This is a genomic window from Arcticibacterium sp. SM2516, from assembly GCF_057914865.1.
This window is the reverse complement of sequence record NZ_CP195290.1, coordinates 2,842,663-2,858,771: the sequence shown is the minus strand read 5'-3', so window position 1 is coordinate 2,858,771 and position 16,109 is coordinate 2,842,663. Positions and strand designations below refer to the sequence as shown.

At 37.1% G+C, this 16,109-nt stretch carries 10 protein-coding genes and 1 pseudogene; 3 read left to right on the top strand and 8 right to left on the bottom strand.

The window, feature by feature from the left end; all coding sequences use genetic code 11:
* Nucleotides 1–19: 19 nt before the first annotated feature.
* From ACSBFT_RS11845 to ispF, 7 genes and pseudogenes are all read right to left on the bottom strand, one after another.
* Nucleotides 20–3,080, bottom strand: a pseudogene (locus tag ACSBFT_RS11845) (SusC/RagA family TonB-linked outer membrane protein).
* 438 nt (nucleotides 3,081–3,518) lie between these two features.
* On the bottom strand, nucleotides 3,519–4,538 hold the full coding sequence (locus ACSBFT_RS11840; protein WP_463046758.1) for a winged helix-turn-helix domain-containing protein: 1,020 nt from the start codon (nucleotides 4,536–4,538) through the stop codon (nucleotides 3,519–3,521).
* A gap of 176 nt (nucleotides 4,539–4,714) precedes the next feature.
* Nucleotides 4,715–5,215 (bottom strand): thiol peroxidase, encoded by a 501-nt coding sequence (gene tpx / locus ACSBFT_RS11835; protein WP_489604784.1) that lies wholly within the window; start codon nucleotides 5,213–5,215, stop codon nucleotides 4,715–4,717.
* Between the two features lie 91 nt (nucleotides 5,216–5,306).
* On the bottom strand, nucleotides 5,307–6,584 hold the full coding sequence (locus ACSBFT_RS11830) for a DEAD/DEAH box helicase (protein ID WP_489604783.1): 1,278 nt from the start codon (nucleotides 6,582–6,584) through the stop codon (nucleotides 5,307–5,309).
* Between the two features lie 119 nt (nucleotides 6,585–6,703).
* Nucleotides 6,704–8,188, bottom strand: a complete 1,485-nt coding sequence (locus ACSBFT_RS11825; RefSeq protein WP_489604782.1) for a xylulokinase — start codon at nucleotides 8,186–8,188, stop codon at nucleotides 6,704–6,706.
* An 846-nt stretch (nucleotides 8,189–9,034) separates the two neighbouring features.
* A complete protein-coding gene (locus tag ACSBFT_RS11820) occupies nucleotides 9,035–10,183 on the bottom strand; it encodes an amidohydrolase family protein (RefSeq protein WP_489604781.1) in 1,149 nt (382 codons plus the stop codon).
* Between the two features lie 117 nt (nucleotides 10,184–10,300).
* Complete coding sequence (gene ispF / locus ACSBFT_RS11815) at nucleotides 10,301–10,780, bottom strand: 2-C-methyl-D-erythritol 2,4-cyclodiphosphate synthase (RefSeq protein ID WP_489604780.1); 480 nt, start codon at nucleotides 10,778–10,780, stop codon at nucleotides 10,301–10,303.
* A 201-nt stretch (nucleotides 10,781–10,981) separates the two neighbouring features.
* Here ispF and ACSBFT_RS11810 point away from each other — a divergent pair, with 201 nt between their 5' ends.
* The 3 genes from ACSBFT_RS11810 (at nucleotide 10,982) to ACSBFT_RS11800 (ending at nucleotide 15,007) form a co-directional block, all read left to right on the top strand.
* Nucleotides 10,982–12,391, top strand: a complete 1,410-nt coding sequence (locus ACSBFT_RS11810; protein ID WP_463046764.1) for an inorganic phosphate transporter — start codon at nucleotides 10,982–10,984, stop codon at nucleotides 12,389–12,391.
* A 421-nt stretch (nucleotides 12,392–12,812) separates the two neighbouring features.
* On the top strand, nucleotides 12,813–13,757 hold the full coding sequence (locus ACSBFT_RS11805) for a hypothetical protein (protein ID WP_463046765.1): 945 nt from the start codon (nucleotides 12,813–12,815) through the stop codon (nucleotides 13,755–13,757).
* 53 nt (nucleotides 13,758–13,810) lie between these two features.
* Nucleotides 13,811–15,007 (top strand): porin, encoded by a 1,197-nt coding sequence (locus ACSBFT_RS11800; protein WP_489604779.1) that lies wholly within the window; start codon nucleotides 13,811–13,813, stop codon nucleotides 15,005–15,007.
* Nucleotide 15,008: 1 nt separating this feature from the next.
* Here the strand turns inward: ACSBFT_RS11800 and ACSBFT_RS11795 are convergent, their stop codons facing one another.
* A complete protein-coding gene (locus ACSBFT_RS11795; RefSeq protein WP_463046767.1) occupies nucleotides 15,009–15,575 on the bottom strand; it encodes a thioredoxin family protein in 567 nt (188 codons plus the stop codon).
* Nucleotides 15,576–16,109: the final 534 nt, after the last annotated feature.

Sequence of the window (16,109 nt, the reverse complement as noted above, 5' to 3'; positions counted from 1 at the left end):
TACAATAGATTTAGTGTTTTTAAAAGTTTAGGTTAATTCCTAAAGTGAAAGTACGTGGCACTGGATAGTTTGAAAGGTCAACACCAGGACTTAGGTTTCCACCATCTCCCTGACCATTACTCTGTGCACTTGTTTCAGGGTTAGGACCTCCCCAATACTTTGTGAATACAAACGCCTGCTGAACGGAAGTATAAATTCTAGCAGAGTTAAACACTTTGTTTTTCTTATTGATAGTATAACCTAAAGTGATGTTTTTGATAGTGAAGTAAGAAGCATCCGCAATGAAACGGCTGTTCATCCAGTCTCTTTCAATACCCGTTACGTTTCCACCACCTACGGTAGTTCCGTAGAATCCTTTACCAGGATTATCCACAGAACGGAAACGATACTGAACTTCCTTCACCATGTTAAAGACTCCGTCTAAGTTGGCGGTACTATAAAGGTGACGCACTAATAGTTGGTTTCCTTGAGAACCTGAACCTACGATGCTCATATCCCAATCGCCGAAACGGAAGTTGTTAGTAATGCCATAGGTAAAGGATGGGAATGGATTACCCATGATAACTCTATCGTCAAAATTGCCACCATTGGTAATGATACCATCACCATTTTGGTCCGTTAATTTGATACTACCTACGGTAGATCTTCCCGGCACTTGAGGAGAGCTATCTAAATCTGCTTGATTCAAGTAAACACCTTGAGCTATATGACCATAAAATTGACCAAATGGTTGTCCTACTTGTGTAATATGGAATGTACCATACACTCTGTCGATGCCATCAGCCAAAGACATTACTTTGTTTCTGTTTACAGAAAGATTGAAGTTAGTATTCCAAGATAACTTCTTAGATGGATTTAAGTTTTTGGTATTAATAGAAAACTCATGTCCCCAGAATTTAATTTCACCAATGTTGTCATTGAAATTACTGAATCCAGACTCCTGAGGAATTTGAACACTGTACAAAAGATTAGTGGTACGCTTAGTGTAGAAATCATAGATAAATTGGATTCTATCATTAAACAAACCTAAATCTAAACCTAAGTCAAACTGCTTGGTGGTTTCCCAACCCAAGTTACTATTTGCAAGAGAGGTTACCACTGCTCCTGGAGCTACTGTGCTTCCAAATACACCATTTACGGTGTTGTTAATAAGTGCATAGGATGTATAGTTACCTATATTGTTATTTCCAATAATACCATAACTCGTTCTTATTTTAGCAAATGATAATTGCTCTACATCGGCCAGGAAAGGTTCGTCAGACATAACCCATCCAGCAGAAACTGAGGGGAATGTACCCCAACGGTTTTCAGAACCGAATCTTGAAGAACCATCACGACGAACAGAAGCCGTAAGTAAATATTTACCCTTATAGTTATACGTCAATCTTGAAAGTAAAGATGTTAAACTCCATTCGTTTACGCCGTTGAAGGTGCCACCTCTGTTAACGTTGATAGCTCCTTGGATGGTTGGAAGGCGATCGTCCGAATAAGTGTCAGCTTGCACTCTAGTGCTTTCTTCTGTGAACTTCTGATTTGTGAAACCACCTAGTAGTTCAAAGTTATGGTCGTTATAACTCTTTGTATAAGTGGCTAAATTCTCATTCAACCAGCTTAAGCTTTCTACGTTTTGACGAATAGATTCTGCCGTCGTTGGAATTGGAACGTTGATTCGACTCGTGGCAGTAGACGGATTGAAGAAGAAGAATTTAGACCTTAACATCTCCACATTGAACGTAGATTTCAAAACAAGATTTTTTATCGGCTCGTATTGTTAAGTAAGCGTTAGATAACAAATTCGTCGTAGTCGTTTCGTTTGTTAATTCATCCGCTGCTCTTACCCAGTTGGCATAGTCAAAGATGTTTCCAGTACTTCCAGGAAATTTGTTAGAAAGCGTTAGCTCACCTTTGTCGTCATAAATAGGCATAACTGGCCAAGTATGAAGTGCGTTGAACAAAATACCTGTACCTCTATCTCCATCTGTTCTAGGGGTATTATCATACACATACTGAGGAGCAATGTTAAAACCAATTTTTACTCTATCAGAAACATCAAACTCTGAGTTTATTCTTAAAGAGTATCTCTGGTATTTGTTATTAATAACTACACCGTCTTGATTAAAAACACCAGCTACTACCGCCGTTTTAGAATCTGCTTTGTTTGAAGTTACGTTAAGCGTGTAACTCTGCAATGGGGCATTTCTAAGAAGAGCATCGTACCAATCATTGTTTTTTCCTCTGTAATCTGCTGGGTTTTGGAATTCAACAGGAACTGGCTGACCAGCATCTGTGTAGTATTCTTTTTTAAACTGAGCAAATTCTTCTGCATTCATCATCTCAATTCTACCTTTCTCCGGAACGGTCTGAATACCCGTGTAAGCATTGAAGCTCACATGAGTCCCTGCAGAACCTTTCTTAGTGGTGATAAGCACTACACCGTTTGCCGCTCTAGAACCATAAAGAGAAGTAGACGCCGCATCTTTAAGGATGGTGATTTCTTCAATTTCATCAGGGTTTAAAGAGCCGATGTTTCCTGTGATAGGAAAACCATCAATAACGTAAAGAGGGTCACTTCCTGCAGAAACAGAAACCTGGCCTCTAATTCTGATGTTCATTCCTTGACCAGGCTTTCCTGTAGTTTGGTTAATCTGAACACCAGCAAGTTGCCCTTGAAGTTTCTGACCAACCTGAGAAACGGGCAAGTCTTTAAGCTCTTTGTAACCTACGGTTTGAACCGCTCCAGTTACCTCTCTTTTTAACTGGCTACCATAACCCACTACTACGACCTCGCTTAAAAGTTTGTCGTCAACGTCTAGCGAAACATTAATTGTTTTTTGGTTTTGAACAGTTACTTCTTTGTTTAAGTAACCCACAAAACTGAATACTAAAGTAGAAGAAGTTGGAGCATCAATTTTGTATTTACCATCGATATCCGTGGAGGTACCTTTGGTAGTTCCTTTAATACTGACACTTACCGCAATCATGGGACTTCCGCTTTCATCTATTACAGTTCCCTGTATTTGTGAAAACGCAGAAGAGCAGCATCCAAGGAAAAGGAATAGGAGAATCCCCGATTCCTTCATCCACTGCTTTTTTAGAGTAGTTTTTAATTTCATAGTACAATAGTTTAGGATTGAATAGTATATATATTTAAAAAGAAATATTTATTCCTCTTTAAGTCCCAAATGTATTTCTATGAAGAGTTCAGACCGTCATATACTGTCTTAATAGCTGTCTTATACTGTCTTGTGCCTGTCGTTTTCGTCTATACAAAAAAAAGTAATGTCGTTGTATTGATTTGTTTCGTTGTTGGACATTTAAATAGTAGGACTATTCTTCCAAAATATATTCATAAATAATGACAAAAAGGCGTCTTATGTCCTGTTAGTCAGGAGGATAGTGGGAAATGTCATTTATAACATTTCTTATTTAGCTGCGTTTTTCTAAAAACGGATGTCTTTAGCAGCGGCTGGTGGAATTGCTTTTAGGGATTGAATAGGGATAAAAAGCGGATTCGATGATTAACTCGACGCTCTTAATCGAATGGTAAAGGGGTTTTCGAAATGTTCTTTTTTGTTGTTGAGTATAAGCTCTGCTGCTTTTTCGCCCATTCCAGCGAAATCAGTTGAAATGGTAGTGATGCCGTTAAGAATGAATTTTTTAAGCGGTGTTTCATTGTATGAAATGATACCAATGTCTTTGCCTAAAATCAAACCAGAGTCTGGGATCATGTCTAAAAGTTTAACGAGGTCGTCCTCCATGACATTGATATAAAGTTCCCCAGGTCTTATTTTACTTTTTCTGATGTCGTTTATGATTTTGTAATTAAACTCATAGCTATTGCAAAAATTAATGAAACCTTCCATAATGTCTTTCGGATAGTAGGAGTTCTCTGGAAAAATAAGCACCATTCTGTTGTACTTTTTCAATGTTTCCCAAGCTTCGCCAAGGGCTCCAAAAATATCAGTTTCAAAGGGCTGATAAACAGCCGCAAACTTTCCTGTAATACCTTGAAGCATTTTGTCCAATATGACCAACTGGTCTTTAGGTAACTTGTTAATTACTTTAAGAGCCAGCTCGTCCCCTTCAATAAAGTTTGGAATAATAACGTAATGCGAATACCCTTTCCTGTTATTTTCTAGAATCTGACAAAACTGTGTGGCGTCATTATTATAGATATAAAATTCTATAGCCGCACGGTTTCCTAATTTTGATACCAGTCCATCATACAATTGTTTCTTATGAGCACTTAGTTTATTGAAAAGCAATAAGATTTTAAGGTCTTGCTCCACTTGGTCATTAATGACAAAAAAACCTTTACCCGGGTGAGCGGCTATAAAGTTCCTTTTTCGGAGTTCGTTATAACCTTTCTCCACCGTAATTCTAGAAATTTCAAAGCCGTAGCTCACCTCATTGATGGAAGGTAGCGTATCGCCTTTTTTTAATCGACCAAATCGTATACTCTCCAGAATACTGTTGACCAGTTGCTGATATTTTGGCGTAGCGGAGAATTCGTTGATACTTATGATTTTGATACTCATCTTTTTTCTTTCAATAGGTTTAGCTTAATGCCCAATGCATTATACAAGGTTTGCTATGTCTTTCAAAAGAAATAGCAAACGAAACGGTTTAATTTTGATTGATTTCAAAGGAATAGGCAAAAATAAAGCACACTAGCGAAACTAGCGTGCTTTACGATGTTAGTGTAAGACAGTTACTACGCCAATACTTTTAAAGCAGCTTCGTAGTTTGGCTCCTGTGCTATTTCAGGAACTTGCTCTGTATAGATCACTTTATGGTTTTCGTCTACTACTATAACTACTCTACTGTTGAAATCTTTTAATGGACCATCTACTATTTGAAGGCCATAATCTTTACCGAAACTTCCATTTGCAAGGTCAGAGAGTGTTTCCACGTTTTCGATGCCTTCTGCACCACAAAAACGACCTTGAGCCATTGGCGTATCTCTAGAAATACAAAGTATTTTAGTGTTTTTAAGGTCAGCAGCCACTTTGTTAAACTCTCTTACAGAAGTACCACATATACCCGTATCTAAACTTGGGAATACATTTAAAACGACTCTAGAACCTTTATATTTATCAAGATTAGTTCTTGACATATCTTGAGCTATTAATTCAAAGTTTTTAGCCTGTTCGCCTATTTGGGGTAAGTTGCCATTGGTATGTATAGGATTTCCTTTTAATGTTATTTCAGCCATTTTTATTGATTGGTTTTATATTTTTCTTAAAACACAGATACGACAGTTGCGAGTTCGAAGTTTCTGAAAAGTTCTTTAATTTTTAAAGGAATTACTTTTTCTTTTTTGCCTTCTTTAGCTTCTCTTTATTCTTTTTCTTATGGTGTTTGGCACTAAGCTCTTCCGCCATCTGCATTTCTTTTTGAATGTCTTTCCAGGTGGTATTGGACTCATTTTTAGTAAAGTCTAACGTCTCTTTGTATTCGTCTTTTGCCAGCTTAATTACCTCAATCGGACCTCCAAGATACGCTTCTATTTCAGTAAGATATTTCATTTCTTCTGTTGCACAAAAAGCTACCGCTTGGCCTTTATTCATGCCTCTTCCTGTTCTTCCTACTCTGTGAACGTAGTTTTCTGCTACATCTGGCAGATCATAATTTATGACCAAATCCACATTAGGAATGTCAATACCTCTGGCACTGACATCTGTCGCTATCAAGACTTTATTGTCTCCTTTATGGAAATGGTGCATCACATCTTTACGCTCGCTGTGTTCTTTGCCACTATGAATGGTTTCTGAAGCCAGTCCTACTCTTTCCATGGCGAGCATGACCCTTTCCGCTCGAACTTTCGTTCTAACAAAGACAATCATCTTTTTCTCCGGATTTTCTTTGATGATTCGCTCTAGGAAAAAGCGTTTGTCGTCCATTTCTACCATCATAAGAGAATGAACAATGTTTTTAGAAACAGGGTCTTTAGGAGAAACCTGAATCCTAATGGCATTTCTAACCAGCGAGTAAGCCAGTTTTTTGATTTTCTCGTTGATGGTGGCTGAGAAAAAGAGGGTTTGCCTATTTAAAGGAAGGAATCGAATGACATCTCTAATGTCATCTATAAAACCTAAATCCAACATGTGATCGGCTTCATCCAAAACCAATATGTCCACAGTGCTCAAATCTAAATGTCCTTGACTTCTTAAGTCGAACATTCTTCCTGGCGTGGTGACCAAAATATCTATCCCAGAAGACAGTTTTTCAATCTGAGGTGCTTGGTCTGTACCGCCAAAAAGGGCAAAAGTCTTTATTCTTGAATATTTCCCTATGCTTTGAAAAACTTGGTTTATCTGAATGGCAAGCTCATGGGTAGGAGCCATTACCAAACATTTGATACCCTTCGTTTTAGATCTCTTTTTTCTTTCGTTAATCAGATGGATGATAGGAATAGCGAAAGCCGCAGTTTTACCAGTTCCGGTCTGAGCTATAGCTAGCACATCTTCTCCTTTTAAAATAGGAGGTATGGCCTTATACTGGATGTCGGTAGGTTTTTTGAAATCTAGCTGCTCAAGGCTCTTCTTGATTTCATCGGATATATTATATTGGGAGAATTTCATTTGTTTGCTTTCAGAAGTATGGTTAACCCTATTAAAGTTAATGCCAGATGTTTAGTGTAAAATTAAAAATCACGTTCATCTGGCATCAAATGTTTCACCCAACTAGGCACGGCTTAACCTTAAACGAACAAAGTTAAGGCTTTTACCCATTTTTGGTACGCTTCTTCAAAAGCATCTTTTTGCTTGGCCTTAGGTTCTATAGTTTTTAGAAGAGTAAGTCCCTCCATAGTTTCTGAAAGCGAGTTAAAAATGCCAGCTCCAAAACCCCCACCTAAAGCAGCACCTTTGGAACCGTCGGTGTCATAAAGTTCTACGGGCGTCTGTGTGGCGTTTACCAGTGTTTCAGAGAATACGTCACTTAAAAACATATTGGCTTGGCCGGCACGAATCACTTTTGGGTCTACACCATTTGCTTGCATCATATCAAAACCATATTTTAATGAGAAAGCAATTCCTTCTTGCGACGCTCTGTAAATATGGGCATCGGTATGGTGGTTAAAATCCAAGTTGACAAACTGTGCACCCACTTGTTTGTTCTCTAACATCCTTTCTGCACCGTTTCCAAAAGGCAATACTGAAACTCCATTTGAGCCAATGGCTACTTTGGAAGCTGCTGCATTCATTTCTGGATAGTCAAGTCCTTTGGCTATGTTATGCTTTACCCACGAGTTCAGAATTCCTGTTCCATTGATACATAAAAGAATCCCAATTCTTGTTTGGTCGTCAAGCTGATGGTTAACGTGTGCAAAAGAATTTATTCTAGACTTAGGGTCATGAGAGACTTGGTCGCTCACGGCATAAACCACTCCCGATGTACCTGCGGTAGCCGCTATTTCGCCAGGGTTGACTACGTTTAATGACAAAGCATTGTTTGGCTGGTCTCCTGCTTTATAGGCCACAGGAATACCTACGGGTAAACCCAAACGCCCCGCAATTTGAGAGGTAACCTCACCATGATTAGAGAATACCGGTTTTATAGCGGGAATTAAATCCATGCTAAAGCCATAGGCATTCATAATATCCTCAGAGACTTTGTTGTCACAAAAGTCCCAAAATACGCCTTCTGATAATCCTGAGTTAGAGGTGGTGATTTCGTCGGTGAGCATCATACCAATATAATCACCCGGCAGCATCATTTTATAGCATTGCTCGTAAATAGCCGGTTCGTTCTCTTTAACCCAAGCTAGTTTTGACGCCGTAAAGTTTCCAGGTGAATTAAGAAGATGGTTAAGTGCTTTTTCTGCTCCAATTTTCTGAAAAGCTTTTTCTCCAACTTCTACGGCACGGCTGTCGCACCAAATAATAGACGGGCGTAACACTTTCTTGTTTTTATCTATGATAACAAGACCATGCATTTGATAGGAAATTCCGATAGATGCTATTTCAGATGGATTAAATTTTCCTGAGGCAATAACCCTTTCAATGGCTTTTTGACTATTCTCCCACCACATTTCAGGATCTTGCTCCGCCCAACCTGCCTTAGGAGAAGAGATTGGTGTTTCTGAATCTGGGTATTGAGCAGATGCCACTACTTTTTTTGAGCCGGCGTCTACCACGGAAGCTTTGATAGAAGAGGTGCCTATATCTAATCCTAATAAATACATATTTCTTTTGAATTAACAGGTTTGAATCCCAAAGCTAAGAATAAAGTGGAATATTTTAATTGTCAATAATACACTTAATTTGAGTAAAGCTTACTATAATCAATTAAAAGCCCCTATAGGGTGGTATTTTCATAGTAATTTTATGTTAAAGTTTTGAAACCCCAGAGGGGTGACATGTTATTGTTGGCGATTTATTTAGGACGAATAAAATTTCGCTCCGCTAGAGCTTGTTATTAACGTTAATGACTCTAACCCTTACTGTATCGTTGAAAACATCTAGAATAATAATGTTATTTTTATTTCATGGCTAACACATACACACAATTATACTTCCATATCATTTTTGCTGTAAAAGGAATAAAAAGCTTAATTCAATCTTCATGGAAACAAGAACTAAATAAAGATATCTCGGGTATTTTTTCTAACAACAATCATTAGTTAATGATTATTAACGGCATGCCAGACTATATTAACATTCTTCTTTTAACCTAGGCCAATGTAAATCTATCTGACCTTATTAGAGATATTAAAGCAAATTCCTCTAAATGGATAAATGAAAAACTATTGGTAAAAGGTAAGTTTGAATGGTAAGCTGGCTTTTGGGCTTTTACTATTGGTCAATCTCAACTACCTACAAATATTAATTATATAAAGAATCAAGAAGAGCATCATAGCAAGAAATCATTTAAAGAGGAATATATTCAATTTTTAAAGGCTCATGAGATCGACTATAAAGATGCCTATTTGTTTGAAGGGATTTAACCAATAGCGAGCATATTGAAAATTTCAAAAAAAATACCCTTGAATTTTACTTTCAAAGGCATTCTTATCATGCTTGCTTTTGTCCTAATTCGGAAACATACGCTTATCAATTCCCGGCAGTATCTTCAATGCATTTTTATAATACAATTTCTTCAAAACCTCATCTGAAAGACCAATTCCATACATTGGCCAGAAGGCGTGGTATTTTTTATGATATTCAAAATATTCATCTTTAGTTTCTAAAACACGGAAATACGTTTCGTATTCCTCCGGTTTCCAAGAGTCTTTTCCAAAAAGAACTCTGTCTTGCCATTTTGTGAAAAAGCTATTGGCAGCTCTAGGCTGACGACCAAGTTCTGCTATTACAGCTCCTATTTCCACATAAGTATTTGGGAGAGCTAACATTAAGCTGTCTAGTTTTTGAAGGTCATTGGCGTACCAACCCATGTGAGCATTGATAAACGTGGTGTTTGGATGCTTTGCAAAAACGTCATGTTGTTGCTCAATAAGTTCTTCAAAAGAATAATCACCTTTCTCTGTATTTCTAGCTCTACGAGGATGTGTTTTTAGCTCTAACCATCTTTCATTGTATCTATTTAGTGGATTCCAGAAAGAAGCAGGTTCGGCGGTATGAATCAAAACAGGTATACCCAGTTTACCCGCCATTTCCCATACAGGATCAATACGTTTATCATTAACAGCCACTACAGAACCATCGGCATTGGTTACATTAAAGCCTAAGCTTTTAAAAATTTTTAATCCACCAGCTCCACGAAGCTTGACATCCTCTTCTAACAATTTTACGGCCCTTTCTGTCCAGCCAGGTTCGCTAATGCCATTGAAATCTATATTAGTGAAAATGACAAATCGCTCTGGGTAATTGTCATTAACTGCTTTTACATAGCCTTCTAAGATCTTTGTAGATTCATTAATGTCTCTGGACCAACCTCTTCCGCTTAGGTTAATCATCACCTTCATGTTAAGGCTATCCATGTCATGTACGATGTCGTCCAGTTTAGCTTTGGTGTCCATGCCATACTGATGATTATGGATATCTATAAAAGGAAATTTGGCCGTAGTGGGTACATGATGCTCCACCACTAAGGTCGACTTTGGGGTATATTCTTCAAAAGATATTTCTCCATTGGCTCCTTCACCTATGGCAATCTGCTGGCTAAAAGAAGCGGAAGAAATTAAGAGACCTAGTCCTAGAAGAAATTTACTTTTAATCATAAAAGGTTTTTAATTGAATTGTTATAAAGGTAACATTCGCTTTACGTTCATTGCATTGTTAAAAGGAAGATTATACTTCAAACTGTTTCAAAAGGCAAATTTTATAGTCCAAAGGGGCTATTTCTTAAATAATAAACAAACGGCATGAGCTTCTAAGCCTTCTTTTCTGCCCACGAAACCCATATTTTCTGCCGTAGTTGCTTTTATGCTCACACAGTCCTCGTCAATCTTCAGACATTCTGCAATGGCTTTTTTCATACTAGGGACATATTTTCCAATTTTCGGTTCTTGTAGAATAAGTGTAGAATCAATATTTCCGACTACCCATCCTTTCTCATTGATCATGCGGTTGATTTCGTCAAGAAATATTTTACTGTCGGCTCCTTTCCATCTGGGGTCTGTGTTTTTAAAATGCAATCCTATGTCTCCCAAAGAAAGTGCTCCTAAAAGGGCGTCGCAAATGGCATGCAGTAATACGTCGGCATCAGAATGCCCCATTGAACCCACGGTATGCGGTATTTTAACACCTCCTAAAGTCAATTCGTATCCAAGGGCTAGTTCATGTACATCGTAGCCGTGTCCTATTTTTATATTCATTGTTTCTTTTGATTGGTTCCAAAATTAAGAAAACAATAAGTTCAATTATCAGTTTCCTTTAGAAGTAGGCAAAGTAATAAAGCTTTACAATTTTTTAATATTGGTTTGAGATTATATTCCCGATTTATAATGACTTTTGATGGATCAATTTCGAACATTATCGCTGTTAATAATTTTCTGAAATGGTCAAATATTAAAAACATGTTTGGAATTGAAATCGGCTTGTTAGCCGTTTTGGTTGTTGCATTGCTCTTTGCATGCCTTTTTGAATTTATCAATGGATTTCATGATACCGCTAATGCTGTAGCTACCGTAATTTATACCAACTCACTTAAACCAAACCATGCTGTTATTTGGTCGGGTTTTATGAATTTTTTAGGGGTTATTACTGGTGGGGTAGGCGTTGGTATCAGTATCATTTATTTACTTCCTGTAGAATTATTAATTGACCAAAATATATACCATAGTATTGCTATGGTTATGGCCATGTTGATTTCGGCCATTATTTGGAATTTTGGAACTTGGTATTTAGGATTACCTTCTTCTAGTTCCCATACATTAATTGGGGCTATCTTAGGAGTAGGTTTAGGTTATGCCTTATTGCCAGATAATACTCTTGGTTTGGCTGCGGTAAATTGGGAAAAGGCTCAAAGTGTCTTTACAGGACTCTTACTAGCTCCACTATTGGGCTTTTCCATGGCCATTGCCTTAATGTTTTTATTGAAGAATGCCATAAATAAAAAGCTACAAAAGATTGTTTTCTCTGAGCCCAAAAAAGGAGCTTTGCCTCCCACTTGGATAAGGTTAATTCTTATAGGAACATGTACTTTAGTCAGTTTTTTCCATGGTAAAAATGATGGTCAAAAAGGCATTGGTCTTATCATGCTTATACTCATAGGGATTCTGCCTTCCATTTATGGGGTTACATCCATAAAGGATTTTCAAAAATTGGAACCTGAAGTTAATTCCATTGATGCCATTGTTTCTAAAATTGATACGCTGGGTTTAGGAAATTCAGAAAAAACACAGATTAATACGATTCAAACGAATACCCTGGTATTACAAAATGCCTTTACAGATGAAAATGTAAATAAACTTGAAATTAGAGGGGCTATTCTCAGTATTTCTAGCAATGCCAAAAAATTGCTGCAATCTGAAAATATTAACTTAAGCAACAAGGATAAAAAGGAACTAGCACTCCTTGCTACTAAAGAAGAAAAGGGAATCCGTAAAGCAACAGACTACGCACCTTTATGGGTGATTCTGCTCATATCAATTTCCTTAGGATTAGGAACTATGATTGGTTGGAAAAGAATTGTTGTTACGGTAGGAGAAAAAATTGGTAAAACGCATTTGACCTATGCCCAAGGAGCTTCTGCGGAGCTCGTGGCAGCCATAACCATTGGTTTGGCCACTGGGTTTGGAATGCCCGTAAGCACTACGCATACACTTTCTTCAGGTATTGCAGGTTCTATGGTGGCAAATAAGGGAATAAAGAATTTGCAATCTGGAACGGTAAAATCTATTGCATTGGCCTGGGTGCTAACATTGCCTGTTTCGATTCTTTTATCGGCTTCTTTATTTCTTCTATTTCGATGGGCTTTTGGTTGATAGTGTTTTGAAACCATCTGAAAGTCTATTTTTCGGTTGGTTTCCTGCTTTCTGCCATTGGGGTTTCAATACATCAAAGTAAGGCTTGTTTATGTCATGGTCTTATGTCCCTTCAAGTAGAAGGTTTGTGTGTCTTTTTGGGCTCGCTTAAGTCGCCATTTTGCTAAACTTAACAATTTATTAATATTGGAAAGTGCCAGCTAGTTTTTTTTATTACGGACTTTTGCGGCACAATAATTAATAAGAGTGAAGGAATAAGCTTTTCCAGCAAGATATTTAGTTTGTAGCATTTGTGACTATTTATCTATTAAATGCGGGATTTTTGAAGGTTAGAGAAGTGAAATTTGATATCTCAAACTTAAAATAAGGAGCGGTTTGTCCACTATATAACAATACATATCTCCAAATAAAATTATAAGTAATGGATCAGTTCTTATCAATTTTTTTCTTCCTTCTAGCTTCTTATTCGGTAATCGCAAACGACTCAATTCAAACTTTAGGAACTTGGATGTCTTCAAACAAGAAGATGCCATGGTATTATCTTGCGTCTTTTGCTGCTGTGGGTTTAATTTTAACGGTTTCGTATAGCTGGTTTGCTAATAATGGAGATATCTCCTACGGTAGACTAGAGAAAATACCATATATAGAGGTGCACTGGTACCATGGAATTGCTCCTGTGGTATTGATATTTTTAACTAGAATAGGTATTCCGGTTTCTACCTCATTTTTAATTTTAGCAACTTTTGCTTCTTCCGTTGTTTTAGAATCTATGCTGATTAAGTCTATCATTGGGTATGGTTTGGCAGCAGTTACGGCTTATGTTTTTTGGATTGCTATTTCTAAGGTTTTAGATGAAAAGGCCAGTATCCGAGGGAAAAACAAGGATTTATGGGTGAGATTACAGTGGGTGTCTACTGGGTTTTTATGGTGGAGCTGGTTAACACATGATGTCGCCAATATTTCGGTATTCTTGCCGCGTCAGATTACAGCTCTTCAGCTTGTGCTTATTTTAGTATTCTTTACCAGTGTTATCTTTTTCATTTTTAGAGAAGGTGGGGGTAAAATTCAAAACATCGTTTTAAGTAAGACAAACACTAAATACGTAAGGTCTGCAACTATCATAGACTTCGTTTATGCCGCCATACTATTCTTCTTTAAAGAAATTAACTCTATACCGATGTCTACTACGTGGGTATTTATAGGCCTTTTAAGTGGTAGAGAAATGGCCATAACGACTCTTTCTAAACATAGAAAAATGAAAAAGTTATTCCCAATTATTAGAAACGATTTTGGTAAGTTGGTTTTAGGTATGACGGTGTCGGTAGTTATAGCCCTAGCTGTTAATTATATAGCATCAAGGAACTAATTCTCTTTAAGAGTACTTATACGATTCAAGGCATTATTTGAATCAAGAATAGAATGAAGATTTTTTTTAGAGCCATCAAATTGATGGCTCTTTTTTTTGCATTGTGTCACACACATGCTTTTTCGCAAAAAGTAGAGCATATCGGAGCAAATTGGTATGAAAGGTTTAGGTTTGGAGGTTATACCCAGTTAAGATATAATAGACTATTTGAGACCAATGAGAACCTAGAATGCGAGCAATGCGATAAATCATTGGGAGCTGGAAAGGGCTTTTTCCTGAGAAGAGCCAGGCTCAAATTAGATGGAAATATCAATGAAAAGATGTATGCTTATATCCAGGTAGATATGGCTACATCTGCCGGTAACTCGCTTCAGCATATGTTAAGTTTAAAGGATGCCTATTTCGATTTGGCTATTGATGATGAAAGAAAATATAGATTCAGAATAGGTCAGAGCAAGCTACCTTATGGCTTTGAAAATATGCAATCTTCCAGTAATAGATTGACGTTGGACAGAAATGATGCCTTGAATTCTGCGGTTAGTAATGAGAGAGATATGGGTATAACATTTTATTATGCTCCTGTGAAAGTACGTGAACGTTTAGCAATGCTCACTAGTGGCTGGAACAAAGGTTCAGGTGATTTCGGCATGTTTGCCTTTGGCTTGGTTAATGGACAGGGTCCTGGGAAAATAGAAAAGAATGATAATCTTCACGCTTTTACTAGATTGTCTTACCCTTTTCAGCTGACCAATGGACAGATGATAGAAGCAGGTATTCAAGCGTATAAGGGTAAGTATAGTATTTCGCTAAGTGATAATAATCTGTCTAATACAGACTTGTGGAAAGATGAGAGGATAGCAGCATCTTTTGTTTATCATCCACAGCCTTTTGGCTTTCAAGCAGAGTATAATATAGGGAAAGGTCCAGAATTTAACCCTGCCACCATGAAAACGGAACTGCAGAGCCTAAAGGGCGGCTACGCTCAATTGATGTACAGAATACAGACAGAACATCATAATTTCACTCCCTTTGTAAAATATCAATATTACGATGGCGGTAAGAAATTTGAAATTGATGCCCGTTCATACTTAGTAAAAGATACCGAAATAGGCGTAGAATGGCAGTATAGAAGATACTTGGAAATAGTAGCTCTTTATATGATATCAAATCGAACTTTTGAAGATGCTATCAGACCAGATTACAATGTAAAAGGTAATACTTTGAGGCTACAGCTTCAAGTAAATTATTAATTTACAAACTTACTAAAGCAGTCTTAAAAACGGTTTTGTAAGTATTGGCTTTGTAATCATCGAAAGTCTCCTTTTTGTGGTAGTCTTCGCCAATAAATGTGATGACTTCATGAAAAGCTCTTGCTTCCATATAACCAGGAATTGGCTGTATCATATTGAACTGTTCATCCAAATAAACGATACTCGGGAAACTCATCTTTCCTTGTAAAAGAGCCACAGCTATATCGTTAGCTCTGTTTTGCTCATTATATTCATAAGTAGTACCGCCTATGGTAATACTACTTTTCGTTTCTGCATTCAGTTTAACGGCATAGAAGTTCTCGTTCACGTATTTCACAACTTCTGCATTTGTGAAAGTTTTTTTGTCCATCACTTTACACCAACCGCACCAGTCTGTATATACGTCTATTAAAACTTTTTTAGGGTTCTGCTGAGCTGCGGCATAAGCCTCTTCCATACTCATCCAGTTAATCTCAGAAGCAACTTGTTTTCTATCGTCCGAGTTAAAGGAAGTTGAGACCAGTATTAAAAAGGTAGAAATAAGTGCTAGATAGGTTTTATTAAACATGTATACTTTTTTTATGATGCTTATTACTAACGTGAAAACGCAAAAAGCATTCCAATTATTCTCTCAAATATGTGTTTTATACTTTAAAACAGGCTCTAAATAAAGTGAATTATATCATTCATGTCAATTTTGAGGTTAAAATCCATGAGCTGTTTATTTAAAAGTCCCGATAAGACTGTTAACGTTGCTTCTTGGTTATCATTCGATTTTTGAATAAGTAAAGGCTCAGTAGGTCTTTTGAGTTCTTGAAATAGTTTAATTTGGGTTGGGATTTGTCAGCCTGTTTTACGGTTACTTTTATGCTATGAATTATTAAATTTCGTTTGTGATATTCATTAATTACTATTCGAAATCTCAAAGAAGCTTATTTTAGCGATCGGGTAATTTTAATATTTAAAATTGCTTAAGTCCTAAGTTCTTTTTTGTGTAAAAGTCAATCTTAGAATAGTTCTATTTGATTTTTGTTTTTAAGGCTGAAAGTCGCTCAAAACTTTGCAGTGAAAAGGGTTTGAAACGTAACTTTGTAAACACGAA

What these genes read in the sequence shown, in the direction of transcription:
- ACSBFT_RS11825 (WP_489604782.1), bottom strand. Translation starts at nt 8,188, where the DNA reads ATGTATTTATTAGGATTAGATATAGGCACCTCTTCTATCAAAGCTTCC.
- ACSBFT_RS11820 (WP_489604781.1), bottom strand. Translation starts at nt 10,183, where the DNA reads ATGATTAAAAGTAAATTTCTTCTAGGACTAGGTCTCTTAATTTCTTCC.
- ACSBFT_RS11840 (WP_463046758.1), bottom strand. Translation starts at nt 4,538, where the DNA reads ATGAGTATCAAAATCATAAGTATCAACGAATTCTCCGCTACGCCAAAA.
- ACSBFT_RS11795 (WP_463046767.1), bottom strand. Translation starts at nt 15,575, where the DNA reads ATGTTTAATAAAACCTATCTAGCACTTATTTCTACCTTTTTAATACTG.
- ACSBFT_RS11800 (WP_489604779.1), top strand. Translation starts at nt 13,811, where the DNA reads ATGAAGATTTTTTTTAGAGCCATCAAATTGATGGCTCTTTTTTTTGCA.
- ispF (WP_489604780.1), bottom strand. Translation starts at nt 10,780, where the DNA reads ATGAATATAAAAATAGGACACGGCTACGATGTACATGAACTAGCCCTT.
- ACSBFT_RS11810 (WP_463046764.1), top strand. Translation starts at nt 10,982, where the DNA reads ATGTTTGGAATTGAAATCGGCTTGTTAGCCGTTTTGGTTGTTGCATTG.
- tpx (WP_489604784.1), bottom strand. Translation starts at nt 5,215, where the DNA reads ATGGCTGAAATAACATTAAAAGGAAATCCTATACATACCAATGGCAAC.
- ACSBFT_RS11805 (WP_463046765.1), top strand. Translation starts at nt 12,813, where the DNA reads ATGGATCAGTTCTTATCAATTTTTTTCTTCCTTCTAGCTTCTTATTCG.
- ACSBFT_RS11830 (WP_489604783.1), bottom strand. Translation starts at nt 6,584, where the DNA reads ATGAAATTCTCCCAATATAATATATCCGATGAAATCAAGAAGAGCCTT.